Annotated in this window: 22 protein-coding genes; 4 read left to right on the plus strand and 18 right to left on the minus strand. The window is 59.9% G+C overall.

The window, feature by feature from the left end; translation table 11 throughout:
- Positions 1-31: 31 nt before the first annotated feature.
- The 7 genes from D3P04_RS12525 to D3P04_RS12555 form a co-directional block, all read right to left on the minus strand.
- Positions 32-1363 (minus strand): M20/M25/M40 family metallo-hydrolase, encoded by a 1332-nt coding sequence (locus tag D3P04_RS12525; RefSeq protein WP_182912836.1) that lies wholly within the window; start codon positions 1361-1363, stop codon positions 32-34.
- Entirely contained in the window at positions 1360-2241 is an 882-nt protein-coding gene (locus D3P04_RS12530; protein WP_119749379.1) for an ABC transporter permease, read from the minus strand. The genes D3P04_RS12525 and D3P04_RS12530 overlap by 4 nt, the downstream gene beginning before the upstream one ends.
- Positions 2234-3154 (minus strand): ABC transporter permease, encoded by a 921-nt coding sequence (locus tag D3P04_RS12535; RefSeq protein WP_119749381.1) that lies wholly within the window; start codon positions 3152-3154, stop codon positions 2234-2236. The genes D3P04_RS12530 and D3P04_RS12535 overlap by 8 nt, the downstream gene beginning before the upstream one ends.
- A gap of 51 nt (positions 3155-3205) precedes the next feature.
- Complete coding sequence (locus D3P04_RS12540; protein ID WP_182912837.1) at positions 3206-4729, minus strand: ABC transporter substrate-binding protein; 1524 nt, start codon at positions 4727-4729, stop codon at positions 3206-3208.
- Positions 4730-4766: 37 nt separating this feature from the next.
- Positions 4767-6125 carry a M20/M25/M40 family metallo-hydrolase gene (locus D3P04_RS12545; protein WP_119749385.1) on the minus strand — a complete coding sequence of 453 codons (1359 nt, stop codon included), beginning with the start codon at positions 6123-6125 and terminating at the stop codon, positions 4767-4769.
- A 232-nt stretch (positions 6126-6357) separates the two neighbouring features.
- On the minus strand, positions 6358-7314 hold the full coding sequence (locus tag D3P04_RS12550) for a LysR family transcriptional regulator (RefSeq protein ID WP_119749387.1): 957 nt from the start codon (positions 7312-7314) through the stop codon (positions 6358-6360).
- Positions 7315-7492: 178 nt separating this feature from the next.
- On the minus strand, positions 7493-8431 hold the full coding sequence (locus D3P04_RS12555) for an alpha/beta fold hydrolase (RefSeq protein WP_119749389.1): 939 nt from the start codon (positions 8429-8431) through the stop codon (positions 7493-7495).
- Between the two features lie 185 nt (positions 8432-8616).
- Here D3P04_RS12555 and D3P04_RS12560 point away from each other — a divergent pair, with 185 nt between their 5' ends.
- The gene (locus D3P04_RS12560) at positions 8617-9654 is read left to right on the plus strand and encodes a PdxA family dehydrogenase (protein ID WP_119749658.1); all 1038 of its coding nucleotides are present in this window, start codon (positions 8617-8619) and stop codon (positions 9652-9654) included.
- A gap of 58 nt (positions 9655-9712) precedes the next feature.
- On the opposite strand, the gene D3P04_RS12565 is transcribed toward D3P04_RS12560, so the two are convergent.
- The 5 genes from D3P04_RS12565 to D3P04_RS12585 form a co-directional block, all read right to left on the minus strand.
- Positions 9713-10405 carry an FCD domain-containing protein gene (locus D3P04_RS12565; RefSeq protein ID WP_182912838.1) on the minus strand — a complete coding sequence of 231 codons (693 nt, stop codon included), beginning with the start codon at positions 10403-10405 and terminating at the stop codon, positions 9713-9715.
- A gap of 117 nt (positions 10406-10522) precedes the next feature.
- Positions 10523-12259 carry an ABC transporter permease gene (locus D3P04_RS12570; protein ID WP_119749393.1) on the minus strand — a complete coding sequence of 579 codons (1737 nt, stop codon included), beginning with the start codon at positions 12257-12259 and terminating at the stop codon, positions 10523-10525.
- Positions 12260-12271: 12 nt separating this feature from the next.
- Entirely contained in the window at positions 12272-13315 is a 1044-nt protein-coding gene (locus D3P04_RS12575) for an extracellular solute-binding protein (RefSeq protein WP_220475320.1), read from the minus strand.
- Between the two features lie 44 nt (positions 13316-13359).
- On the minus strand, positions 13360-14421 hold the full coding sequence (locus D3P04_RS12580; protein ID WP_119749397.1) for an ABC transporter ATP-binding protein: 1062 nt from the start codon (positions 14419-14421) through the stop codon (positions 13360-13362).
- An 89-nt stretch (positions 14422-14510) separates the two neighbouring features.
- Positions 14511-15257 carry an SDR family NAD(P)-dependent oxidoreductase gene (locus D3P04_RS12585; protein ID WP_119749398.1) on the minus strand — a complete coding sequence of 249 codons (747 nt, stop codon included), beginning with the start codon at positions 15255-15257 and terminating at the stop codon, positions 14511-14513.
- 178 nt (positions 15258-15435) lie between these two features.
- Between D3P04_RS12585 and D3P04_RS12590 the strand changes: the two genes are divergently transcribed.
- The 3 genes from D3P04_RS12590 to D3P04_RS12600 all read left to right on the plus strand — a co-directional run bounded on the left by D3P04_RS12590 (position 15436) and on the right by D3P04_RS12600 (position 19430).
- Positions 15436-16851, plus strand: coding sequence for an MmgE/PrpD family protein (locus tag D3P04_RS12590; RefSeq protein ID WP_119749400.1), 1416 nt, complete (start codon positions 15436-15438; stop codon positions 16849-16851).
- 130 nt (positions 16852-16981) lie between these two features.
- The gene (locus D3P04_RS12595) at positions 16982-18325 is read left to right on the plus strand and encodes an MmgE/PrpD family protein (RefSeq protein ID WP_119749402.1); all 1344 of its coding nucleotides are present in this window, start codon (positions 16982-16984) and stop codon (positions 18323-18325) included.
- A gap of 16 nt (positions 18326-18341) precedes the next feature.
- Complete coding sequence (locus tag D3P04_RS12600; RefSeq protein ID WP_119749404.1) at positions 18342-19430, plus strand: isocitrate/isopropylmalate dehydrogenase family protein; 1089 nt, start codon at positions 18342-18344, stop codon at positions 19428-19430.
- Positions 19431-19461: 31 nt separating this feature from the next.
- Here the strand turns inward: D3P04_RS12600 and D3P04_RS12605 are convergent, their stop codons facing one another.
- The 6 genes from D3P04_RS12605 to D3P04_RS12630 are packed head-to-tail and all read right to left on the minus strand — an operon-like array spanning position 19462 to position 25311.
- Positions 19462-20700: a four-carbon acid sugar kinase family protein gene (locus tag D3P04_RS12605; RefSeq protein WP_119749406.1), complete on the minus strand. Its 1239-nt coding sequence runs from the start codon at positions 20698-20700 to the stop codon at positions 19462-19464.
- 5 nt (positions 20701-20705) lie between these two features.
- Positions 20706-21962 carry a RuBisCO large subunit C-terminal-like domain-containing protein gene (locus tag D3P04_RS12610; RefSeq protein ID WP_119749408.1) on the minus strand — a complete coding sequence of 419 codons (1257 nt, stop codon included), beginning with the start codon at positions 21960-21962 and terminating at the stop codon, positions 20706-20708.
- A gap of 4 nt (positions 21963-21966) precedes the next feature.
- Positions 21967-22506 carry a VOC family protein gene (locus D3P04_RS12615; RefSeq protein ID WP_119749410.1) on the minus strand — a complete coding sequence of 180 codons (540 nt, stop codon included), beginning with the start codon at positions 22504-22506 and terminating at the stop codon, positions 21967-21969.
- A gap of 3 nt (positions 22507-22509) precedes the next feature.
- On the minus strand, positions 22510-23787 hold the full coding sequence (locus D3P04_RS12620; RefSeq protein ID WP_119749412.1) for a TRAP transporter large permease: 1278 nt from the start codon (positions 23785-23787) through the stop codon (positions 22510-22512).
- Complete coding sequence (locus D3P04_RS12625; RefSeq protein WP_119749413.1) at positions 23784-24296, minus strand: TRAP transporter small permease; 513 nt, start codon at positions 24294-24296, stop codon at positions 23784-23786. Before D3P04_RS12625 ends, D3P04_RS12620 begins: the two co-directional genes overlap by 4 nt.
- Position 24297: 1 nt before the next feature.
- Positions 24298-25311, minus strand: a complete 1014-nt coding sequence (locus D3P04_RS12630) for a TRAP transporter substrate-binding protein (protein WP_119749415.1) — start codon at positions 25309-25311, stop codon at positions 24298-24300.
- Positions 25312-25411: the final 100 nt, after the last annotated feature.

Below are 25411 nucleotides of genomic sequence, written 5' to 3' on the forward strand. Positions count from 1 at the left end.
TTGGGAAATTCTTGACCGCTTGCCATCGTCATCACGACAATCCGGCACGGCTGGCATGGACGCGCAGAAACTCTTGCATCAGGGAGATATTCTGCTGGAAATGCGCGATCCTGATATTCTCGTTGGCGGCATGATCGTTGGAGCCTGCCCAACTGCAACCGGGATCCTGCACCAGATTGAACCCCAGATGCCGCCGGAAAAGGTATCGCGGACCCGAGCCCGCTCCGATGGGATGCAGAAAGCATTCACCATGCACCCGCAACGCGGCGTCGTGCAGGGATTGAACAACCGGATCGCCAAGTTCGCATTTATCGGGTTCACAGCCGCCGCTTGCTTCGATCTCGACATCGGCAAAACCCGCATTGGCAAGATGCGTGCGGATCATCTGCTCGACCTGTGCCGGGTTCTGACCCGGCACCAGACGCAAATCCAGCATCGCCGACGCATTGCCGGGCAGGACGGTTTCCCCACCCGGTCCGCTGCGCAGCCAGGCGAGATTGAAGGTCGGCTCGAACATCAGGGTTCGCAAGGGATCGGCCACGATATCGCCACGCAAACCTTCATATCCCGACGAATCCAGAAAGGCGTCCGCGTCGAAATCCAATTTGCCCAGCGCGGCCTCGTCCACCGCATTCGGGCCGTCGCAGGCGTCCCGATAGCCTTCGACAAGAACCTGCCCGCGCTTGCCGTCATAAAGCGTGGCAAGCGCCGCAATGAGCCGCCAGGCGGCATTCTGCACAAGCCCCGCCCATTTGGAATGATTGTCATGCAGCGACAGTGTCACCGTCAGCTTCAGGCCGATCCTGCCCTTGCAACCGGCCCGGATCACCGGTCGGCCGGATTCGGTGCGGGCGCCGCCGGAATACAACCCGCCCCCGGCCCGCAGCATGTCGCGATTTCGGGTAATGATCCCCTCCAGCGAGGCGCTGCCCTGCTCTTCTTCTCCCTCGACGAGAAAGCTGATGCCCAGAGGCATGGCATTTTCCGATTGCAGGCGGCGGATCGCTTCTAGCCGCGCGATGAAGGTTGCCTTGTGATCCGATGTGCCACGCCCGTGCAATGTCCCGTCCACGACCTTGCCCGAGAAGGGCAGATGATCCCACGCGGCAGGGTCGCCCGGGGCAACAACGTCATAATGGCTATAGAGCAAAAGCCGGTTCGGCGCCTCGGAATTGAGCACGGCAATCACTGCGGGCGCGTTCGCCGGGCCGTCGAATTTCACGGTGAATCCCGCGGCTTCCAACAATGCGCCGCAATATCGGGCGGCCTCGGCCTTGGCATCAGCGTTACCCGCATGGCTTGGGATGCGGACCCATTCGATCAGCTCGGCAAGCGCGCGGTCCGGTGTATCATTTACGCTCACTGATCGCTCCTTGTGTCCAGCCTGTCGCGCAGCCAGTCACCCAGGAAGATCAGGGAAAGTGTCAGTAGCGTAATCATCACCCCGGGCAGCGCCGCCAGCCACCATGCTGTTGCGACATAATCGCGGCCATCCGCGAGCATGCGCCCCCAGGTGACGGTGGGCGGCTGGACGCCAAGGCCCAGAAAGCTGAGCGTCGCCTCGAGAATGATCAGCATTGCGACATTCATCGTTGCGATCACGATGATCGGACCCAGCACATTCGGCAGGATATGGCGGATGATGGTGACGATGGGACGTTGCCCGATGGCGCGGCTTGCCTCGATGAATTCGCGCTGCTTGATGCTGAGAACCTCGCCCCGGACGACGCGGGCGAAGGTGGTCCAGTTGATGCAGCCGATGACAATGATCAGGAGCGTGAGACTTTGTCCGAAAACCGCAAGAACGGTGATGTAAAGCAGGGTATTCGGCACAGCGAGAAGCGTGTTGACCACCGCCATCAGGACCGAGTCCACCGCACCGCCGACAAAGCCCGCGATGAGACCGATTGCCGTTCCGATCAGGGACGCGACGATTACGCCAAAGAAGCCGACAAGCAGTGCGATCCTGGAACCGTAGACCAGACGCGAGAGCATGTCCCGCCCCAGATGATCGGTGCCGAGGATATGGGCCGTGGTCCCGCCCTCGTTCCACATGGGTGGTGCGAGACGCGCGCGAAGATCAGGCAGCGAAGGTTCATAGGGCGCAATGAACGCGGCGAAGATCGCCATCAATATGAAGATGGTGAGAATGCCGATGCAGACGATCGCTACTCCGGAGAGGCGCAGATCCGCCAGCCGGCTTGATGCGCGCCCGGTGGCAAGGATGTGAATGTCAGCCATGCTGGATCCTCGGATCGATAAGCGAATACAGGATGTCCACGATCAGGCTGGTCATCATCACGATGATCGCCGACAGGATGATCACCGCCTGCACGACGGCCATGTCGCGAAAATTGATCGCCTGAATCACCAGCAGACCGATGCCCGGCCAGGCGAAGACCTGCTCGGTTACCACGGCCCCGGCCATCAGTGCCGCGGTCTCCAGCCCGATCACGGTCAGATAGGACAGGATCGAATTCCGCAGGACGTGGCGAAAGATGATCGTTCGGGGATGCAGACCCTTGGCGCGGGCGGTTCGGATGAAATCCTGATTCATCACCTCAAGCAGAGAAGAGCGCAGCAGCCGCGTCAATACACCCGCAAGGCTGGCCCCCAGGGCAAGGCCGGGCAGGATCACCGCGCCGGGCTGATCCTGTCCGGAAACCGGCAGCCATGACAAGGTGATGCCGAAGACAAGGATCAGCATGATCCCGAACCAGAAACTGGGCATTGCCTGCCCCAGAACCGACAGGAACGATGCAATGTAATCCGGGATACGCCCGCGCCAATAGGCCGCGATGATTGCAGCCGGCAGCGAGATGACAATCGCGACCAAAAGCGCCATTCCCGCCAATTGTGCCGTGGCCGGAAGCCGCTCCAGCACGACCTGCAGGGCCGGCTGGTTATTGTAACGGATCGAGGTGCCGAAATCCCCGCGCAGCAGGTCCGACATATAAGAGATGTACTGAACGTGAAGCGGCCGATCGAGGCCCATCGCGGCGCGCAACTGGGCAACCTGTTCCGCCGTCGCATCCTCGCCCAGCATCAGTTGGACGGGATCGCCTGACACGCGCAGCAAGAGAAATACCAGCAGCGTGACCCCGAACAGCACCGGGATCATCTGCAGGATTCGCCGGATGATATAGTTTGTCATGGGGCAATATGCCTTTCTCTGACACGACGCGGGCCAGACGCTTGCAGGTGCTTATTGCGGCTGCGCGTCATACATCCAGAGCTGCTCATCCGGAGAAGGTGACCAATCGACGGAGGTGCTGACGCCGATCAGATTCTCGACCTGGAACAGATGCAGCACGGTATTCGATGCGACGAACAGGTCGAAAGCATCGGATATTTGCTGCGCGCGTTCCTCGGGGTCCACCGTGGCGGCGGATTGCTCGATCAGCTTGTCGAATTCCTCGTTGCACCATCCGGTTTTCAGGCTGAATTCAAACCCGCAACGCGCGCGCTGGACCGCGTGATAGCCATCTTGCAATGAATTTGCGTGACCGATCAACGCAATCCCGTCAATCGTGTTCGGGGTCCAGACACGACTTTCATACGCGCTCCATTCCAGGGTTTCGATCTCGGTCTGGATGCCGACCGCATTCAGCATCACAGCCACGATCTCCAGTGTCTCGACATCCAGAGGATACCGTCCGGCAGGGCCTTGCAGCTTGAGTTGCAGTTCATTGGGACCATAACCCGCTTCTTCCAGAAGCTGCACGGCACGTTCGGGATCGAAATTATAGGTGTCGTAATACGCCATCGGAACAGCGCTGAGACCGGGGGTGACCGCGGCGCGCACCGGGGTTCCAAGGCCGTTCGTCACGGTATCGATCAGCATCTGATTGTCGATCGCCAGATCGATCGCCTCGCGCACCTTCGGATCGGCCAGCGGCGAGTCGTCCTTGGTGTTCAGGAACAACTGCATGACGCGGAAGGACGGCCACGGCACCGCATGGGCGATGCCCGAGCCCTCTACCCGGTCACGGTCCTGGCTGGGGATGTTGGTCGCGATATCGACGCCGCCGCTGATCAGTTCGCCCACCCGGGTGGATGCTTCCGGGATCGTGCGGTGGATCAGACGGTCCCAGGCCGGAGCACCACGCCAATGCTCGTCAAAGCCTTCCATGATGATCCGGTCATCGCGCAGCCATTCGACCACTTTGAAAGGGCCGGTGCCGATCGGCTTCTGGGAAAAACCTTCCCAGCCCACCTCATCCACATAGGCCTTGGGCACAATGCCCGATCCGATGCGGCTGATCCGGTTCAGAAGAATGGGATCGGGGCCATCGGTATGGATGATGATCTCGTGATCGTTCACGACTTCGACCTCGGTGATGGTGTCGTAGAAAGAGTGCTGCAGCACGGCAGGATCAAGCGCCGGCCGTTCCAGCGAGAATTTCACATCCTCGGCGGTCATCGTGGTTCCGTCATGGAACAGCACCCCCTCGCGCAGATGAAAACGCATCGCGCTATCGCTCACCTGCTCCCAGTCGGTCGCGAGCGCGGGCTGAAGCTCTCCGGCCTGATCGCGCATCACCAGATAGTCGAAGATGTTGACATGGATCGCCTCGACGGCAGAGGTCGAATGATTGTGGATGTCAAAGCCCGGCGTGTCGATGCCCTGAGCGATGACCAGTTCCCGGTCCTGCGCAAGCGCACCGCCGGTCATCAGTGCGGCAAAGACAGCGCCGAGCAGCATCCGCTTTGGGTTCAGTCTCGACATGATGTCCTCCTTGTTGGAATGAAGGCTTTCCGGGGACTTACGCCCCGGCTTCGGCCCAGTCGCGCAGGATTTGCGCGACATGTTTGGTGGTCAGGTGCTGATCCTCGACTGCGACGTTTTCGTCAGGCGCATGGGCGCGGCTATTGGCGTGACCCACGCCCAATGCGGCGATCGGCATCTGCGGCTGGTATCTGAAGATGAAGCGGGGACCTGTACCCGGCGAACTGGGCAGGATCACGATATCCTTGTCATATACCTTGGCTGCGGCACCGGCGACCGTTTTGACGAAGGGATCGTCTGGCGCGGTATAGCTTGGCCATGCGCCTGCCTTTTGGCTGACAACCTCGATATCGTCATAGCCACGAGAGGCAAGATGTTTTTGGATCATGCGCTCTACCTCATCTGGATCCTGGTTCTTGACCAGCCGGCATTCCAGGCGTGCCAGTGCTGTTGACGGATTGACCGTCTTGTGGCCCGGCCCCGTATAGCCGCCTTCGATCCCCTGAATGTTCAGCGAAGGCGTATAGAACAGCGCCTTGTTGACCGCGAAATCGTCATTGCCGGGCAGTAATGTTTCCAGTCCCAGTTTGCGGGCCTGCTGCGGACCGTTGGCGGGGGTGTTGCGGCAGATTTCCGCCTCGGCCTCCGTCAGATCGCCCACCGCATCCATCAGGCCATCTATGGCGATGCTGCCATCGGCGGCTTTCATGCTGGACAGGGCCGTCACCAGTCGCCAGATCGCGTTGGGGTAAATATTCGCTTTGCCGGAATGGGAATCGGCGCTTGCCGTGCGGACCCTGAGTTCGAACGAGAACATGCCCTTGTTGCCCAGCGTGGTGGTGGGATTCCCGGCGTCGTCGCGCCGCGCATTCTCCCAGATACAGGCGTCGGCGCGCAACAGATCGCGATATTTCTCAACCGTTGCCGGCAGGCTGGCGGAACCGGATTCCTCTTCGCCCTCGAACAGGAATTTCACCGTCACCGGCAACGAGCCCCGTTCTTTCAATATTGCCTCGACCGCATGAATTCGCGAAATGAGCGAACCCTTGTTGTCGTCGGCGCCCCGGCCGAAAAGAATACCATCGCGGATTTGAGGTTCGAACGGGTCCGAGCTCCATGCCTCCAGAGGTTCGACCGGCTGTACGTCATAATGATTGTAGAACAGAACGGATTTGTCGCTGTCTCCCTTGATTTCACCGTAAACGATCGGGAAGCCGGTGCTGTCCAGCAGCTGCGTCTCGGCGCCCAATCCTTGAAGCCGCTTCATCAGCCAATGCGCGGCATCCTGCATCGGCTTCATCTCGCCCCGGGCCGAGACGGTGGGCATGCGAAGAAATTCGATCAGTTCCTTGATATTGCGATCGCGCACGTCCTCACGGTCAAGATAAGCGTTCATCTCTCGTCCCTCTTTTGAAAGCTGCGTCCGGAGCTTGATGCGTCCGGCTACTCGTCATCGCGAACTGCCGACAATTCACAATAACATTGTCTGGATGAGAAGACAGAGCGATGCGCTATGTCAAATTGTTTCTAATCACGGAAATTTATTACCAATTCGCATATATGGGCATTTCGACAGCCGCACCGGACGCAGCGGCCCATACATTTTCGCGGCCATTCATCTTCTGATTTCACAGATCGCCCGGGCCCGCGTCCGTGGCAGTTCCGCGGCTTTCAAACTGGCCGATTTTAAGCCCCTGCTCCACGCAATTCTTAAGTTCCTGAGCGGCTGGCGTAAGCGTACGGTCGCGATGCCGCATCATCGACAGTTTCGAGCTCATGCATGGTTCGACAAGGGGCCGGGTTTCGATCATCGGGCCAAGATGCGAATCGACCGACAGGCTGCTTTGGATCGCGATACCCTGCCCGCTTTGAACCAAATCGAAGATGGTGCCGATGGTATTGACCGTGACCGCATGATTCAGCCGAAACCCCTTTCGCGCGGCCGCGGCGTCGAAAATGCTGCGCACGATCGAGGTGGGAGGCAAGGAGATCATCGACTCGCCCTGCAATTCCGACAGGCTGACATTGGTCATCCTGGCAAAACGGTGACGATGGTGGAAAACGACATGATAATGCACGTCATACAGATCTTCGATCAGCATGTCCTCGTTGCCTTCCATGAAAGAGCCAAGGGCAAAATCAACGGTGCCGTGCCTTACCTGCTGGATGACCGCACTGCGCAAGGCTTCGCGTATTTCTATCGTGACTCGCGGGTGGCTTTGCCGGAACTGTTTTATAATGCCGGAAAGCATGCGATTGGCCACAGCAAGCGGGCAGGCCATGATGACATGCCCGGACTGATCCGACTGCATCGACGCAAGATGAGCCACCGACAAATCCATCTCGGCTAAGATGCGGTGGATGGTCGGCAGGAAGATAAGCCCTTCCTGCGTCGGCATGACATGGCGCGTACTGCGATGGAACAACCGGACGCCAAGACTTTCCTCGACGCCCCGCACAAGCCGCGAAACACCGGGTTGCGACATATGCAGCTCGACCGCCGCCGCAAGAAAGCTTGAATAGCGCGCGACCGCCTGAACAGCGCGAAGCTGTTTCAGCGACAGGTTGTAAATAGCGTCATTCATGCGCGTCCCCCATCATCGACAGAAAGCCTGCTCGATACAGTCGTGGCAAGCTTAGTCATGGTGGCGCTGGTGACGAGACCTCAGCTTGCGGAGAACCGCGATTATGTATCACAATATCGGAAGCCCCTGACGTTCCATTCATCGGAAGCGCAACTGCATTTCCTGATCGCGGCTGTTGTCAGGCGGCATGTGCCGGTTGTGGTTCCATGCCGGAAAAGAAGCTGTGAAACGGCGCCGACACCACTTCGGGACATTCCTCGGCGGGGTAATGCCCGGTCGGAATCGCCCAGCCCCTCAGGTCGGGCGCCCAAGGCGCCCAGCCGTCCAGCGGATGATAATGGCGGCCGCAATGACTGTTCGAGCCCCACAGAACCAGCACCGGGCATTCTATATGACGATGTCCGAAATCGGCTTGATCCATTGCGAAATCCAGCGAGACCGTCGCGCGGTAATCTTCGCAGACCGCATGGATCTGTTCAGGAGTGGTGCAGCGCTTGTATTCGGCCATCGCGCGTGCATCGAAAATCGACAGGCCAACACCCTTCTTGTTCAGTTTATAGTCAATGTAATAATCAAGATCGGCGCAAAGCAGCTTTTCCGGGAAAGGCGCTTTCTGGGCCATGAAGAACCAGTGATAGGCTTCAAGCCCCCAGCCAAGGCTTACATTGGTCAGGGCGTGATAGGTCGGCACGATGTCAAGCGCGGCCAGCCGCCTGACCCGCTGTGGCGCGTCCAGCGCCATACGGAACGCGACGCGCGCACCACGATCATGTCCCGCCACCTGAAACTCCTTGAAATCCAGAACACTCATCACTTCCAGATTGTCCTGTGCCATGGCGCGGAAACTGTAGCCCGCGTGATCCTCGCCTCCATCCGGCTTGGAACTGTCGCCATAGCCGCGCAGATCCGGCAAGATCACCGTGAAATCCTTTGCGAGCATCGGGGCAATGCGATGCCAGCTGACATGGGTAAGCGGATTGCCGTGCAGCAGAAGCAAAGGCGCACCCGTGCCGCCAATCGCAACGCTTATCTCGGCGCCCGTTGTCTTGATCCGCCGATAGCTGAAACCCGGCAGCAGCGGCGCAGAATCCTGTTCTGAAACGATATCTGCTTGCATTTTTCCCTCCTCATCATGTGCAGGCAGTAATTCTCGTATTTGGATTATTGTCAACAGTATCTCGTTGACAATAAAGATCGGTTCAGTCATCACCAGCAAAGCATCCGGCCGGGAACAATCGGAAAATTGCCGTCATTCCCGGTGATGGGATCGGTAAGGAAGTTATACGCGAAGGGATGATCGCCATGAATCATAACATTGACCAAAACCGTCCGATCATTGCCCTGACATCAGGTGATTGCACGGGTATCGGCCCCGAGATCACCGCGAAGCTTCTTGCCAATCCAGCGTTGCGGGAGGTTGCCCGCTTTCTGGTGATCGGAGATCGCCGGGTGATCGAACAGGGCATGAAACAGGCCGGAACATCTTTCCCGGTCGCGTTCTGCGCGACACCCGCCGATGCGGACTGGACAAGCGACGCCGTGCAGATGATCGATCTTGGCAATACCGATCCGGGGAAGCTTCCGATTGGCGCGATCAGTGCCGAATCCGGTTTCCGTACCGGCGAGACGCTGGCCAGGGCAATCGAATTCGCGAAGACCGGGCAGGTGGATGCGATCAGTTTCGCCCCGCTCAACAAGCGCGCGATGTTCGATGGCGGTTGGAAATTTCCCGATGAGCACAAGATGTTCGCCAAGCTGCTTGGCCACAGAGGCTATTTCAGCGAGATGAACGTGCTGCACGGTCAATGGATGTCGCGCGTCACCAGCCATGTCTCATTGCGCGAGGCGCTTGAGCAGATCAACGAGACCTCGATTGCGGATGCGATCACGCTTGCGCATGAAACCATGCAGAGGGCAGGTATCGGAAGCCCGCGCATTGCCGTCGCCGCTCTTAATCCCCATGCGGGCGAGAACGGGTTGTTCGGCCGCGAGGAAATCGACCTGATCGGCCCTGTTGTTCAGAAGATGGCCGCCGCAGGTTACGACTGCAAAGGTCCCTTCCCTGCCGACACCATCTATCTGAAAGCCTTCGCCGGAGATTATGACAGCGTGGTTGCCATGTATCACGATCAGGGCCAGATCGCGACCAAGCTGCGCGGGTTCAATCAGGGCGTGACGGTGACGGCGGGGCTTGACGTCGTATTCACTACACCGGCGCATGGCACGGCCTATGATATCGTGGGGACCGGCACGGCTTCGCCAGAGGCATTCGAGACGGCAATCCGCCTGGCCGCGCAACTCGTCGTCAGCAAACCGGCGCAGGCCGCAATATCCGTCTGAATGGAAACCGGCCGGATCCGTAGCGGGTCCGGGCCGGTTTTACGTCCCTGTCAAGCGGTCATGGCTCTCCGGCCTTGCGGGTGCGCTCGATCCCATTGCGGATGTGATCGCGCCCGGCAAGGAAAGCGGCGACCGGATCACGATCCTTAAGCGCTGTGACGATCGCACGATGTTCGAGATTCGAGACTGCCAGCGTATCCGGGCTGGACAAAGCGCGATATCGCTGAATATGCAATTCGCGCACAAAGCTTTGATAGGTCGCTTCCAGCCGGTTGTTGCCCGCCATCTGTCCGATCTGGCGGTGGAATTCCAGATTCACCGGATAATAGTCATGCACATCGCCTGTGGTGGCGACGATATCGTCCATCTTGTCCAGCAAAGCCTCCAGCATGGAAATCTGCTTGTCGGTAACATGTTCGGCCAGCATCGAGGCCATGCAGGCGAAAACGCTGGCGCGGGCGATGGAAAGGTCAAGAGCCTCGTCATTGGTCAATGCCTTGATGAAGAAGCCGCGATTGGGAACGATCTCGATCAGTCCGATCGCGGCCAATCCGCTGCAAGCCTCGCGGATCGGACCACGGCTGACGCCCAGCCGTTGTGAAAGCCCGTTCTCGTTGATCCGTTCATTCGGCTTCAATTCGCCATCGATGATCATGCGTTCGATTTCCGCCTGTACGACATTCGTCAGCGATCGTGTTCGCAGGAAATCGATGGCGGCAAGGCCTTGAGTCTCTTCCGGGGGTTTTGACATGCGCGACCATTCCATTGGTAAACGATAGACCCACAAAGGGCATCTGTAGAGGATTAACCGTAGACAGTCAGTTTGACCACCCGTTATCGGGGTGGTCAATGCTTTGGCACGAGTTGCTTACCCGCGCGGCATGACGTTTCTGGCCCTGCCCAATACCGGGATATTGTTGGCAATGCAGACTACCGTGAAGGATACCGCCAGCAGGATGATGCCCAGCACACAGATCGCACCCAGATCGCCGCTTTCGTTCAGATCGTAGATGATGACCGAAACGAGTTTGGTGTTGGCTGTCGTCAGCAGGATCGTCGCGGATAGTTCGCGGATCGTGCCGACGAAGACGAAACACCATGCAGCAATGATGCTGGTGCGCAAAAGCGGCGCGGTGATGTCCCAAAGTGTCCGCAGCCGTGACGCGCCCATGATCCGCCCGGCGTCCTCGAGTTCCGGATGTATCCCGGCGAAAGAGGAGGACATCTGCTGATATCCCGCAGGAAGCTCGATTGTCATGAATGCGATCAGCAGGATCCAGAGTGTGCCGTAAAGCTGAAAGGTCGGGTTGGCGTAACTTAGGAACAGCCCCACCCCCAGCACGATCCCGGGCACGGCGACCGGTGCAGTGGCCAATATGCCCAGATAACCAGCGCCGCGGATCGATCGGCGGGTCACCAGATAGGCGGTCACCACGGCGATGGCAGTCACTGCGGTCGCGGTCACGATGCCAAGGAAGAGCGTATTCTTCAGCGCAAGCTGCGTCGCCGAAAATTCGAACAATACGAAATTCCAGTGCCGCAGGGTGAAATTCTCCCAGGTCAGCCCGGCGCCGGGTGTCTGCATGAAGGCCGTCTTCAGGATCGCGCCATAGGGCAGAAAGATCGTCAGTGACAGGATGAAGAGAACGAAGGCCATCGACGGCCATTTCCACCGCCCCAGTTCCGTAATGCGTGGCGTGCCGCTTTTGCCGCCCATAACCGTATAGCCCTTGCGCCCCAGAATTGTCTTTTGAGTGCGAAGCAGCATCACTGTGATGACCAGCAGAGGAATTGCCGCAGCGGCGGCGACGCCGAGCCGTGGCGGAAACTGGAACAGGCTCCAGATCTTGGTGGTAATAACGTGAAATCCTGCCGGCAGCGCCAGGATCGCAGGCGATCCGAACATCGTCAGTGCCTGAAGAATGGCGATCAATGTCCCCGCCAGCATCGCCGGCAATACCAGCGGCAATGTCACCTTGCGTACGGTTGTTAACGCCTTGCCGCCAAGGATCGCAGAAGCGTCTTCAAGATCGGACGGAACCCGGTCCAGCGCGTTGGAAACCAGTGTGAATACATACGGAAAGGTGAAACAGGCGATGGCGAAGACCAGTCCGGAAAACGTGTAGATATCGAACATGACGAAGGACGAATCCTGCCTAAGCAGCTTGCGGGCCAGAACGTTCAGCACGCCGCTGTTTGGTGCCGCCAGGATTTCATATGCGATGGCGCCGAGAAAGGGCGGCGTCACAAAGGAAGCGGTCACAAGGATGCGGATCAGTTTCCTGCCCGGCAGATCAGTCCGCGAAACCAGCCAGGCCATCGGCGTCGCGACAAGGCAGGACAGGATCCCCACCCCGAAGGCCATGCCGATCGCCAGTAAATACGCGCGCAGCAGGGTCGAGTCGGTGACCAGTGACGCGAAGTTCTGAAGGGTAAAGCTTCCGTCCACATCATTGCGAAAGCTATAGAAGATGATCCAGAACAGAGGCAGGACCACCAGAATCGTCAGCAATCCTCCCAAAAGGACGAAAGTCGGGATGGAAAGGTCGACGCGTTTGCGCCGACCCTCCCCTACGATTCCGTTTGCAGCCTGGGTTGCAGTCATTATTGGCCTCGCTCAGGTACCGAAGAATTTTTCGTAATTCGACTTGATCTCAAGGATCATCGCTTCAAGTTTCTCTGCATCGACATGGAGCAGCGGGATTTCACTCAGCGGTGTCCGCGAGTCCTTTTCGACCACGTCCGGATGGAACGAGCGCAGCCCCCCGGAATCGCTGTTAAGTTGCTGGGCCTCGTGCGAGAACAGGAAAGCATAGAAAAGCTTGGCGGCGTTCGGATGCGGCGCCCCGGCCAGCACCCCGGCATTTCCGACCGCGATCGGCGTGCCTTCTTCGGGATAGACGATGGTGATCGGTACGCCTTCATCCTGAAGGCGGAAGATGTTGTATTCGTTCCCGTCGGCCTGGATGATCCGCTCGCCCTGCGCAAGTTTCTTCGGCGGCTCGGTCGAGGATTGCACCTGCATCACATCCTGGGCGCCAAGCTGTTCGAAATAATCCCAGCCGAGCAATTCGACCAGACTATAGGTGGCTGACATCACCGTACCTGAATAGCCCGGATGCGCCTTGACCATCTTGCCGCTATATTCCGGCTTCAGCAGATCGTTCCAGGTTTTGGGGGCATCGGCCTCGTCAAGCATGTCGCTGCGATAGGCCAGCACCGAAAGATGGGCGCGATAGGCGGCAAAGTAACCATCCGGATCCTTTTCATCCTCTGGCCATTTGTCGGCGACTTCCTGTGGCACCATCGCCTCGAGCCACTCGTGGCGCTTGAAATATTCGAAATGCACCGCGTCCGAGGTTTCGATCACATCGGCATTCTGGATGCCGCTGGACGTCTCTTGCCCGATGCGTTGGAACACGCGCTCGGAACCGGCACGTTCCACCTGGACCTCGATCCCCGGATAGGTGGATTTGAAAAGTTCGGCCAACTGCTCGGCCACCGCGACATCCGTTGCGGTATAGAAGACAACGCTGCCTTCGCTGGTGGCGGCTTCGATCAGTTCGGGCGTGATGTCATAAGGGGCCGGCGCCTCGGCAAAGGCGCTGCCGGTGATTGCAAGGCCGCAGGTAAGGGCCGTCGTTCGAATCAGTTTCGTCAACACGTGTAGATCCTCCCTTCTACATATCGAGAAATTGTCTTTTCTTACCGAGACAGCGCCCGGCATTTCTCTTTCGGGAAATGCAGCCAGGCACTGTCGCCAACCGGCAACTTGACCTCGACCGGCGCGATGGCGCGGATCGTTTCGCCGCCGGGAATGGTGACGAGATAATCGCGATGAGAGCCCATATAGATCTGACGCGCTACAGTGCCTTGCACGCAATTGACCTCTGCCTGGCGCGTTTCGCCGACATGAATGTCGTGATGCCGGACGGAAGCGATAGCTTTGCCATCGGCGGCAAGCTTTCCGCTGCCGCAGTCAAGCACGAAATCGCCGTTACAGCGCAAAGCGGTATCCGACAATCTGGCTCCGGACAGGATATTCGTTCCGCCGATGAACCGGGCCACGAATTCGGATTCGGGCCTTGCATAGATATCCTCTGGCGATCCCGCCTGTTCGATATAACCGTCATTCATCACCACGATCACATCGGCCGTGGTCATCGCCTCGGATTGATCATGCGTGACATAGACGGTCGTATATTTGAATTCGTCATGCAGACGGCGGATTTCGAAGCGCATCTCTTCGCGCAGATTCGCGTCGAGGTTGGAAAGCGGCTCGTCCAGAAGCAGGATCTCGGGTTTGACGACCAGCGCGCGTGCAAGCGATACGCGCTGCTGCTGACCGCCGGAAAGTTCGCCGGGATAGCGATGTTCCAATGGCAGAAGCTGCGTGACTGTCAGGATCTCATGCACCCGCCGTTTGACCTCGTCGGCCGGAAGCTTGCGCAGATTAAGCCCGTAAGCGACATTCTGGAAAACGGTCATATGCGGCCAAAGAGCATAGCTCTGGAAGATCATCGACATGTTGCGCCCTTCGGGCGGCACGGTAGTCCCCGCGCTGGAGACGACCCTGCCTTCCACGCGCACCTCGCCACTGCTGGCATCCACGAAGCCGGCAACGAGGCGAAGCGTGGTCGTCTTGCCGCATCCGGACGGCCCAAGCAGGCAAACCAGCTGGCCTCTTTCGACGGACAGATCTACGCCTTTGACAACGGTCAGTGCCCCGTATTTCTTCTCGACAGCTGCCAATTCGAGAAACGACATCACCCCTCCTCATTCGTGATATTTCGCGGAACCGTAACAAGGTCTTTTAAATTGTCAACATTTTACTGTCGTCAATTATAAGCTGATACTCAGCCCATCCACGCGCCGCCATTGGCGTGCAGCGTCTGGCCGGTGACATAGCGCATCCCTGATCCGGCCAATGCGAGGACGACCCCGGCGATCTCGTCCGCCGTGCCGTGCCGGTCCAGAACATTCTGCATCGTGGCGTGGTGCGCGGGTGTCCCGCCGGTGCGCCTGGTGTCGATAAGGCCCGGCGCCACGCAGTTCACCGTGATACCCGCACGGCCCCATTCATGGGCCAGCGCGCGGGTCAGACCGCCTAATCCGGCCTTGGCGGCGATGACATGGACGCGGTCCGATGCACCGGTTTGTGCCGTCATTCCGCCAATGGTAATGAACGCGGCCCGGTCACTTCCGCGCAGCGGTGCTTCCGCGGCCTTGGCCAGCAGGAACACGCTATCAAGTGCGATGCTCATCACAAGCCGCCATTCGCCATAGCTGGTGTCCTGAAGCGGGCTATGGGGCCGAATCGCCGCATTTGCGACGACGGAATCAAGCCTTCCGAATCGCTGTATCGTCGCTTCGATCAAGCGGGCAGGAACGTCAGGATCCGCCAGATCGCCCAGAATCACTTCGGCCTGACCACCTGCCCCACGGACCGCTTCGGCGGTCGTTTCCGCCGCCGCATGATCGCTATTGGCGTGAATCATCACCGACGCTCCGCCAGCGCCAAAATTCGTCGCAATCGCGCGTCCGATATTGCGCGAAGCTCCGGTCAGCAGCACGACCCGATCCGTGAATTCCCTGTCTTTCATTCCGTTCTCCCGATCTTGACTTCGGGTTCAGTTGGCGGTCAATTGTTGACAATTGTCAATATGAATCGCGATGACGGCTTTTCATTTACCTTGATGACTGTCATTAGACTACTGTTGACAATTATTGGAAAGCTTTGCACAAGAACCCACAAAACCATCACGGATCGGAGAGGATTCAATGAACAAGGACGCCCGGATCGATATCGAGCTGACCAGATATGCTGCTGATTTCATACTAAAATCCAAACCGGAAGATCTGCCTTCCGAGGTCGTGGAAAACGGACGCAAATCGATCCTGGACGGTTTCGGGCTCGCCGTATCGGGTTCGGTCGCAAAAAGCGGTGAATTGGTGCGGCAGCACCTGTCCGATCTTGGACTCGCCGACGGAGCTGCGACGGTGATCGGCGCGGGCCGCAAGGTCGCGCCACGCTTCGCAGCCTTTGCCAACGGGGTTGGAATCCATGCCGATGATTACGACGATACCCAGCTTGCGGTGGCCAAGGACCGGGTTTACGGCCTTCTGACCCATCCGACCGCCCCTGCCCTTCCCGCCGCCTTTGCCGTCGCGGAATCGAAGAAATCCAACGGTCTGGCGATGATGCATGCCTATCATCTGGGCGTGGAACTGGAATGCAAGATCGCCGAGGCGATAAATCCGCGCCATTACCAGACCGGTTTCCACGCAACCGCCACCTGCGGCACCTATGCCGCCGCCGCCGCGGCCTCGAAACTGCTGGGCTTCGATATCGACACGACGCTTCGCGCCCTTTCGATCGCCGGAAGCCAATCCGCAGGACTGCGCGAAAATTTCGGCACCATGACCAAGCCTTTCCATGCCGGCCGCTCTTCCGAAAGCGGGGTTGCGGCCGCGCAATTCGCCTCTTACGGCTGGACCGCCACAAGCCGCATCCTGGAAGCGCCTCGCGGTTTCTTCTCGGCCGCGGGCGGCGGTTTCGACATGAACGCCATTCACGGAAAGCTTGGCGCGCCCTGGACCTTCGCCGATCCCGGCGTTTCGATCAAACCGCATCCATCAGGGTCGCTGACCCATCCCGGCATGACTGAAATGCTGCGTCTGATCACCGAGCATGACATCACGCCTGAGCTGGTGAAGCATGTCCGGGTGGGCACCAATTCCAACATGCCCAACGCCCTGATCCATCATCGGCCCAAGGACGAATTGCAGGCCAAGTTCTCGATGGAGTTCTGCATGGCGATCCTGCTGCTGGAACGCCGTGCCGGGCTGGCCGAGTTCACCGACGAGGTGGTGCTGCGCCCGGATGTGAAGGCGATGATCGAGAAGATCGATTTCGTGGTGGATGACGAGGCCGAAGCCGCAGGCTACCACCTGATGACCACGATCATCGATATCGAGCTGACCGATGGCCGCAAAATCTCGGGTCGCGCCGATTTCGGAAAAGGTTCGCCCGCTTTCCCGATGTCCTATGATGAGGTGGCCGAAAAGTTCCGCGAGAATTGCGAATTCGCCGGAATGTCGCGCGACCGGGCCGATGAGATCGTCGATCTGGTGCGCGAATTGGAAAACCTTTCCTCGCTTGACCGGCTTTCGGAATTGCTGATCTCGATCCGCTGATGCCGAAGGAAGATCGCGATGGTCTTCCTGCCCCTCAGCTTCCGGCGGTTCGAATGGCCGCCGGAGCGCATTGGATTTGATTCTCTGAAATCCTGCCCCATCCGGGCAAATCACTTGGAAAGGCCTGTATATGACAAGACCCGTCACCAGGGAACTCGCGGAATGGACCGTCTCGCTGCGGGGAGACGACATTCCTGAACCGGTCCGCGCGGAAGGTGTGCGCAGCTTCGTGAACTGGCTTGGTTGCGCGGTGGGCGGCAGCGCACATGAGACCATAGACCGCGGATTGGACGCGGTGCGTCCCTTCACCGGCACTGCCCGCGCGCAGGTCATCGGGCGCAACGAGCGGCTGGACGAGTTGCATGCCGCATTGATCAACGGGATTTCCTCTCATGTTCTCGATTACGATGACACGCATCTGAAAACCATCATCCACCCGGCCGGCCCGATTGCCTCTGCCGTCCTCGCCGTGGCCGAACCGCGCGGGATCAGCGGCCAGGATGTCCTGACCGCGCTGGTTGTGGGAATGGAGGTTGAATGCCGTATCGGAAATTCGGTCTATCCGGATCACTATGACCGCGGCTGGCATATTACCGGCACCGCCGGCGTCTTCGGAGCAGCGGCGGCAGTCGGCCGGCTGCTGGATCTTGATGCCCGGCAGATGACCTGGGCATATAGCCTCGCCGCCACCCAATCTTCGGGCCTGCGCGAGATGTTCGGAACCATGACCAAAAGTTTTCATCCGGGCCGGGCTGCTCAGAACGGCGCAATGTCCGCCTTTCTCGCCAAGGCGAATTACGACAGTTCGGAACAGGGAATCGAGGCGCCGCGCGGCTGGGCCAATGTGGCGTCGACCAAGCAGGATTACGACGAAATTCTGGGCGATCTGGGCAAGACATGGGAAGCGGGGCTGAACAGCTACAAACCCTATGCCTGCGGAATCGTGATCCATCCGACCATCGACGGATGCCAGCAATTGCGCGCGAAACTGGGCGACCGTATTGCTTCCATCGCCTCGGTCGGCCTTCGCACCCATCCGCTGGTGCTGGAACTGACGGGCAAGAAGGCTCCGGCGACCGGCCTGGAAGGAAAGTTCAGCGTCTATCATGCGGCGGCAACGGCACTTCTTTACGGTGACGGCTCGCCCACGGCATTCACCGACGAGATGGTGCGCGATCCGCGCGTGACCGCTTTGCGGGACCGGGTGTCTGCCCAGTCCGACAATGCCGTCCACGAGGATGAGGTATATATCTCGGTGCGTTTCGAGGATGGAAGCACAACCGAGCTGCATGTCGAACATGCCATTGGCAGCATCTCGCGACCGCTGTCGGACGAACAGATCGTGACCAAGTTCCGCAATCAGTCGATAGGCATTCTGGGCGAAGCGGCGGCCGACGAACTCATCCGGACGGCGTGGCAACTGGAAGATCACGACGACATCGCCGCGATCACCCGCCTTTCTGCGCCCGCCTGACCCAAGGAGAGTTGCAATGTCTTCCCACCTTACTTTGGGGGTCCTGAACGGCGACGATATCGGCCATGAGATCGTCCCCGCCACCGTCGAGGTCATCAAGGCGGCCTGCGCCAGAACCGGGCTGAATATCGACTGGCGGCCCCTGCCCATCGGTCGCATCGCGCTGGACAGCCACGGCTCGACCTTTCCCGAAGGCACGATCGAGGCGCTGCGCGGAATGGATGGTTTCATTCTTGGCCCGATCGGGCATCAGGCCTATCCGAAGGTGCCCGGCGCCATCAATCCGCATCCGATCCTGCGCAAGCAGTTCGACCTCTTTGCCAACATCCGTCCGACGCGATCCTATCCGGGACTTGGCGCATTGCGCGACGATATCGACCTGATCATCGTGCGCGAGAACAACGAAGGCTTTCAGCCCGATCGCAATGTCGTGGCCGGATCGGGTGAATTCCGGCCCACAGAGGATGTCACCGTTTCGGTGCGCGTCATCACCCGGGCCGGCTCGGCACGGGTTGCCCGGGCGGCCCTGAGCCTTGCCCGACAACGCCGCCGCAAGCTGACGCTGGTTCACAAGGACACCGTGTTCAAGCTTGGCTGCGGCATGTTCGTCGAGGAATGTTACAATGCGGCAAAGGATTTCCCGGATGTGGAAGTCAATGAGGTCATCGTGGATACGATGGCCATGCGCCTGATCCGTGAACCCCAGAATTTCGACGTGATCGTGACGACGAACATGTTCGGCGACATCCTGTCGGACGAAGCGGCGGGCCTTGTCGGCGGGCTGGGCATGGCGCCGGGGCTCTGCATCGGCGAAGGAAATATCGCCATGGCGCAGGCGACCCACGGTTCGGCGCCCGATATTGCAGGCAAGGATATGGCGAATCCATTCGCGATGATCGAATCGGGGCGCATGTTGGTGGATTGGCTGGGACATAACCGCCAGATCCCCGAAGCCATCGCCGCCTCGGGCCTGATCTCGAACGCGATCACGCGCATGCTGGCGGATCCGGCAAAGCGAACAAAGGACATCCGGGGAAGTGCCGGCACGAAAGCGGCGACCGTCGCCATCGTGGAGGAAATCGCCGGGGCGGTTACGGCCAGCTGAACGGCCGCCCGGCGATGCCGGGATCATGTCGTCATCGCACACCGTTCCGGGTCTTGGGTTTCCCACCCTGCAGGATCGCGCGGGCGCGGTCAAAGAAGTCGAGCGCGCCCATCTGCCCGCCTTTTAGCGCCAGTGGCAGTTCTCCTGCAGGACCATCGCTTCCGAGTATCGGCACGCCGGGGCAAAGCATCCCCGCAAAATCGAGCCATGCCGGAGCAAGCCGGTCGACGATGGCACTGGATGTGTCACCACCCGCCACGACCAATGCGCCGGGACGTGCCTTTGCGACCAGCCGCACCACGAATTCTGCCGAAGCCTCGGCCAGATCCGCCGGTGTGATCGGACCAGCGTGATCGGCGGTCAGGAAGATGATGCAATTCTCGCGCCGGGCAAGTCGTTCGGCGGCCCAATCATGGGCGTCGGCGAGCCGGCTCCCCCCGGCGATCATATCCGCGGGATTGATTGGAAGCCGGCCATAGCTTTCAGCCGCGGCGATCTGCGCGGTCGTCAGCGAGGAACGGCTGCCTGCGAAGGCAAGGATCGGGCCGTTATTGACCGGGAGGTCAGGCGGCAAGACGGTCGCGGTATATCCGCGGGATGCCAGCCACGCCTCGGCAACCGAAGAGGCACCGATCACCAGACAGCGGTTGGTGCTGGGTTGCAGGTCATGCCCGGCGGCCTCGACGTCGCTTTGATCCAGCGCGTCGTAATAGCGGGGAAAGGCGTTTCCGGTCATGCCGCGCGATACGAGGTTCAGGCCATGCAGGCCAAGCGCCTCCAGATGATGCAGCATGTCGGCTTCGTGCATCGGTGTCACCGGGTGGATCGACATCACCGGATGCCGGTCGATGCGATGCACCCGCCCATCAGGTCCGCGCGCGAACAGCGTGCCGAAAATCGCGTGACGCCCAAGCGAGGGCTGCCCGCCGATCACCGCGATATCAGCGATCCCGAGCGCGTCCGAGAGGATCTCTGCCATCAGGACGAAATTTCCGGTTCCGGGGCTGCTGTCGAAGGTCGAGCAGATCTTGAGATGCAGGAAATCGGGTGAAAAGGCCGCGATTCCTTTACCAAGCCGCTGCGCGAGGGCAATCATCGGCGTACGGTCAAGCGCGCGCGCCTGGGTGGCAATTCCCCAGGCATCGAGCCCGACCAGATCGGCCGGGGCGGGCAGGTCCCGGAACAGCCGTGCTTTCAGCCCCGCCCGCGCCAGCGTCGCCAGCGTATCAGACGCGCCGGTGAAATCGTCGGCGATAAAGACATAGGCCACGGTTTTCAGCCCTTCAGGCCGAAAGTGGCGATTGCCTGAGCCAGTTCCCGATGGGATCGGGCATGATCCGCAAGCGGGACGCCTGCCACCACCGCCTCATGCGCCTGCCGCAGCGAGACAAGCCCCGCCGCCGGGCCGCCCGGATGCGCCATGATCCCGCCGCCGGACAGGAACATCAGATCATCCGATCCGACCTGAGCCAGCGTGTGGGGCAGCGTGCCCGCCCATTGACCCGATGAGAAGATCGGCATCACCCGGTCATCGCCTGCCAAAAACGGGGTCAGGCAATGCCGCGCGGCGTCGGTCACATCTTCGTCGAGATCCGAGAATTTTCCGCCCATCCCATGCACATGCATGTGGTCTATCCCGGCCAGACGGTAAAGCATCTGATAGGCGCGTACCCCCATGCCCAGCAGCGGATGCCGCCCCATGCCGCCATAGCCGTTGCGATGGCCATGGATGGCAAGGGGGCTGTGGCGCCGCAGCGACTGCACCGCGGCCATGCCGGCCCAGTTCAGCGAGACCATGGCGCAAGAGCCTTCCTCCGCCGCCAGAAGATCGGCATGGCGTCGCATCGCATCGGTTTCGTCGGTGATATTGAAGGCCATCATGACCAGTTTGCCGGTCCTGTCCCGATATCGACGGATTTCGGCCATCACCGCCCGTATCCTCGCATCGACCGGCGCATGAGGATGGGTTCCGGCGATCTCGTCATCCTTGATGAAATCGGCTCCCGCCTCGCAGAGCCTGCCGACCAGACCCGCGATTTCCTCTGCCGAAAGACCTATATTCGGCTTGATGATCGTGCCGAATATCGGGCGGTCCCTGACGCCCACCGAGGCCCGGGTGCCAGCGATTCCCATCGAGGGCTGATCGTAGCGCGCGCGATATTCGGGCGTCACCTCGACATCCATCAGCTTCAGCCCGGTCACCTCGCCCAGATCATAGAGATTACCGGCCACGACCGAGGCCAGCGTGGGAAGATTTACTCCCACATTGTCCTCGGGATAGTCGATCACCACGCGGAAGATGCCACGCGGCCCGGTCAGCCCCTTGCGCTCTGCCCAGGCCGAGCGCAACGTAGGCACTTCCGACTGCCCGATTTCTTCGGTGGTAACCACGGTTGCACCAAAGCGGGCGCGCAGATCGTCGGTTTCGCCTTCAACGCGGACAAAGGTGCCCGCGCTTTGTTCCCCCGCCATCATCGCCGCGACTTCGGCAATCGGACAGGGCGTTTCGACGTGATAGGTCGCACGGATCATCTGGTCAGATCTTCGAAAGGTCGGGGAAAGGACGGATGCGGTCTTGCCCGTCCCAGCCTTCAGAGGCGGCGCGGATCAGATCGAACATGCGCCCCTTGGGGCCTTTGACCTCTGACAGTTCCACACAAGTGCCGGGATGCGTCTCGCGGTCGAAATAGGCGAAACGTCCGTTTTCGCCAACCTTGCCGGACATCTTCACGCGGAAGCCCTCGGTCTCCATCGATGCCAGATCGCGGTCGTAGTTTTCCGTCCAATACGCGGTGTGTTGCAGACCCCAATTCCCCGCGTCTGTGAATTCCTTGTAGCATGACGGGACCGCGTTGCGGCACTGGATCAGCTCAACCTGAATGTAGCCGGAATTTGCCAGCGCGACCGAATTATGCGGCTCGTAGCTTGTGCCTTCGAAAACGTAATCCTCGATCGGCACCCGCGGATTATAGAAGAAGGGGCCGATGCCCATTACCTCGGACCAATGCTTCATCGCCGCTTCGATATCCGGGACGACGAAGCCAAGTTGGCGGATCGGGCCAATAAGTCGGCTCATGAATTACTCCATCAGGTAATTGGGCAACCAGGCGCTAAGGCCCGGAAACAGGGTGACAAGCGCGAGGGCCACGAAAAGCGGCAGGAAGAACGGCGCCACGCCGCGCACGACCTCGCCGAAGGGCATCTTGGCGGCGATGGACATCATGTAGAGGCTCATTCCGACCGGTGGCGTCAGCAGACCGATCATCAGGTTCAGCACCATGACCACGCCGATCTGCTCGGGCGGGGCCCCGGCTTGCAGAAGCGCGGGCGTGACGATGGGCGCAATGATCAGGATCGCGGCAATGCTTTCAAGGAACATGCCGGCGACCAGCAGGACCAGATTCAGGATCAGCAGCAACACCAGCGGATTATCCGAAATCCCCAGCATCCATGCACCGGCTTTGGCGGGGATCTGATCCATCGTCAGCACCCAGGCAAAGACTGCCGCCGCAGCCACCACGAACAGGATATTCGCTGTGGCAAGAACCGTCTCGCGGGTGGTGTCGATCAACGCGCGCAAGGTCAGTGTGCGATAGATCAGAACGCCGATCAGGATCGCATAGGCGACAGTGATGCCGGCCGCTTCGGTCGGGCCGAACATCCCTGATAAGAGCCCGCCGATCAACAGAACCGGTGTCAGCAGCGCGGGAAGCGAAATCAGCGACAGTTTCAGGAAGGCGGGAAGCGTCGGAGAGACATCATCGCGCGGCAGGTTCTGACGCTTGGCGATCAATGCGATATAGCCCATCAGCATCGCGGTAATCAGCAATGCGGGCACGATCCCGGCCAGCAGCAGTTTGACGCCCGACACCTCGGCAGCGGTGGCGAAAATGATGAGCGGGATCGAGGGTGGAAAGATCGGACCGATGGTGGCCGCGGCGATCGAAATGCCCGCGGCAAAGCGGCGGTTGTAGCCCTGCGCCTGCATTTCACGGACCTGCATCGCGCCCATCGCCCCGATATCGGCCAGCGCAGCGCCCGACATGCCGGCAAAAACCAGCGAAAGCAGCACATTCACATGCGCCATGCCGCCGCGAACCCGTCCCACCACCATCCGCACCAGATCAAACATATAGCGCGTGACGCCGGTGGCGGTCAGCAGCCCGGCGGCAAGGATGAACATCGGCACGGCAAGCAGGGGCGAACTGTCGATTGAATTGACGGCGCGTTGCAGAAGCACCGAAAGCGGCAGCGAATACCAGAAGATGGTAATGCCCGAAGACAGGCCGAGCGCAACCGAGATCGGCGCGCGGATCACAAGAAGGATCGCGAAGATAACCAGAAGTGTAAGGGTCACGCCAAGGCCCTTTCATTGGTCAGGATCGACCAGATCCGCCAGGCCGCCATTACGATCACAAGCCCGAGGCAGAGCAGGATCGGAGAATAGAACCAGATATTCTGCACCCCAAGCGCAGGCGTCCGGAATTTCCAGGCACGGAACAGATAGAGATATCCGCCCAGGATACTTAATGCGGAGAAGGCGATCACCGAAAGCTCCGCCAGGATCAGACACAGTCTTTGCGGCATGGGCGGCATCAGATCGACAAAGACGTCGACGGCGACATGCTGACCCCTCAGTGCCAGAACCGGCGCCGCCAGATAGACGCAGAGCACGCCCGCCAGCCGCGAGATTTCCTCGGCCCGGGGCAGACCCATGTTCCAGATGTTGCGGGCCACGATCTGGGAAACGATCAGTCCGACGATCAGCAGCATCAGGCCGGTCGCGACCGCCAGAAGCGCATCGGAAATCCGCACCAGAGCCCGCGGCGCGGGCACCGGTTCAGGAAGGGCAACGGGATCGGTCATCTCAGGAGATCGCCTCGACCTGAGTATAGAATTCGCCATACTGACTGTCGAATTCCTGGGAAATCCGCGCGGTCACCTTGTCGCGGAAAGCAGAAAGATCCAGCCCGGCGGCCTCGTCCACGACAGTCATTCCCTTTTCTTGCAGCGCTTCGAGGTCGGATGTTTCCGAAGCCTGCATCTCGTCAGAGGCACGAGCGCGCGTCTCGGCTGCCGCCTCGGTGATGGCCTGTTTGTGGGCATCGGGCAGTCCTTGCCAGACCCCATCATTCATCATCACCATCTGCGCCGCAGAGGTATGCCCGGTCATCACCAGATGCGTCTGCACATCGGCCAGATTTGCCGTGAGGATGACGTTCAGCGGATTTTCCTGACCGTTGACGACACCGGTTGCCAGCGCGGTCGGCACCTCGGACCAGTCAACGGGGACCGGAACGGCGCCCAGACCCTCGACCGTCGCCATATAGATCGGGAAGGGGATCGCCCGCACCCGCTGGCCTGCCAGATCCTCGGGGTTCTGCACCATCTGGTTCGTTGTCAGTTGCCGGGTGCCGAAATAGAACCCGTAGACAACCCGGGTCCCCGAAGCCGCCACCAGCCCCTCATTGAGTTCCTGCATGAGCGGGCCGGAAGTATCGGTCACCTTCAGAAGGTGATCCACATCGCGATAGAGATAGGGTGTATCGAATGCGGCAAACGGCGCGTAGAGAGAACCGATGGCACCTGCGGTATTGTGCGAGAAGGCGATAGAGCCGGTCGAGACGGCTTCGGCCAGTTCCTGCAATTTGCCAAGCTGCGAGTTCGGAAAGATCTGGATGGTGATCTCGCCGCCGGTCTTTTCGGCCACGGCCTCGGCGAACCATTCCGCCTGAGCTCCGGCAATCGAGTTGGGCGTGTGCATATGGCCGTAACGCAAGGTTGTCGCGGCATTGGCACCCTTGCCCAGCATGGGCATAGCCAAGGCGGCGCCACCGGCGATGATCAGGCCACGCCGTGAGATGCGGATCGTATTGGTCATTTTATATCCTCCCCCTGTTCCGTTTGCGCCGAAAAACTTGGTCCCGCGCATTGACCCGCAAGTTAGGCGATGGCCATATGCGCCACAACGGAAGTTTTTT

The sequence above is a fragment of the Paracoccus onubensis genome (genome assembly GCF_003591515.1).
GTDB lineage: Bacteria > Pseudomonadota > Alphaproteobacteria > Rhodobacterales > Rhodobacteraceae > Paracoccus > Paracoccus onubensis.

Bases quoted from the DNA above. Each gene is read 5' to 3' on its own strand.
- D3P04_RS12560 (WP_119749658.1), top strand. From the start codon at position 8,617: ATGAATCATAACATTGACCAAAACCGTCCGATCATTGCCCTGACATCA.
- D3P04_RS12585 (WP_119749398.1), bottom strand. From the start codon at position 15,257: ATGAAAGACAGGGAATTCACGGATCGGGTCGTGCTGCTGACCGGAGCT.
- D3P04_RS12630 (WP_119749415.1), bottom strand. From the start codon at position 25,311: ATGACCAATACGATCCGCATCTCACGGCGTGGCCTGATCATCGCCGGT.
- D3P04_RS12565 (WP_182912838.1), bottom strand. From the start codon at position 10,405: ATGTCAAAACCCCCGGAAGAGACTCAAGGCCTTGCCGCCATCGATTTC.
- D3P04_RS12570 (WP_119749393.1), bottom strand. From the start codon at position 12,259: ATGACTGCAACCCAGGCTGCAAACGGAATCGTAGGGGAGGGTCGGCGC.
- D3P04_RS12625 (WP_119749413.1), bottom strand. From the start codon at position 24,296: ATGACCGATCCCGTTGCCCTTCCTGAACCGGTGCCCGCGCCGCGGGCT.
- D3P04_RS12595 (WP_119749402.1), top strand. From the start codon at position 16,982: ATGACAAGACCCGTCACCAGGGAACTCGCGGAATGGACCGTCTCGCTG.
- D3P04_RS12540 (WP_182912837.1), bottom strand. From the start codon at position 4,729: ATGTCGAGACTGAACCCAAAGCGGATGCTGCTCGGCGCTGTCTTTGCC.
- D3P04_RS12580 (WP_119749397.1), bottom strand. From the start codon at position 14,421: ATGTCGTTTCTCGAATTGGCAGCTGTCGAGAAGAAATACGGGGCACTG.
- D3P04_RS12550 (WP_119749387.1), bottom strand. From the start codon at position 7,314: ATGAATGACGCTATTTACAACCTGTCGCTGAAACAGCTTCGCGCTGTT.
- D3P04_RS12555 (WP_119749389.1), bottom strand. From the start codon at position 8,431: ATGCAAGCAGATATCGTTTCAGAACAGGATTCTGCGCCGCTGCTGCCG.
- D3P04_RS12615 (WP_119749410.1), bottom strand. From the start codon at position 22,506: ATGAGCCGACTTATTGGCCCGATCCGCCAACTTGGCTTCGTCGTCCCG.
- D3P04_RS12610 (WP_119749408.1), bottom strand. From the start codon at position 21,962: ATGATCCGTGCGACCTATCACGTCGAAACGCCCTGTCCGATTGCCGAA.
- D3P04_RS12590 (WP_119749400.1), top strand. From the start codon at position 15,436: ATGAACAAGGACGCCCGGATCGATATCGAGCTGACCAGATATGCTGCT.
- D3P04_RS12535 (WP_119749381.1), bottom strand. From the start codon at position 3,154: ATGACAAACTATATCATCCGGCGAATCCTGCAGATGATCCCGGTGCTG.
- D3P04_RS12600 (WP_119749404.1), top strand. From the start codon at position 18,342: ATGTCTTCCCACCTTACTTTGGGGGTCCTGAACGGCGACGATATCGGC.
- D3P04_RS12530 (WP_119749379.1), bottom strand. From the start codon at position 2,241: ATGGCTGACATTCACATCCTTGCCACCGGGCGCGCATCAAGCCGGCTG.
- D3P04_RS12545 (WP_119749385.1), bottom strand. From the start codon at position 6,125: ATGAACGCTTATCTTGACCGTGAGGACGTGCGCGATCGCAATATCAAG.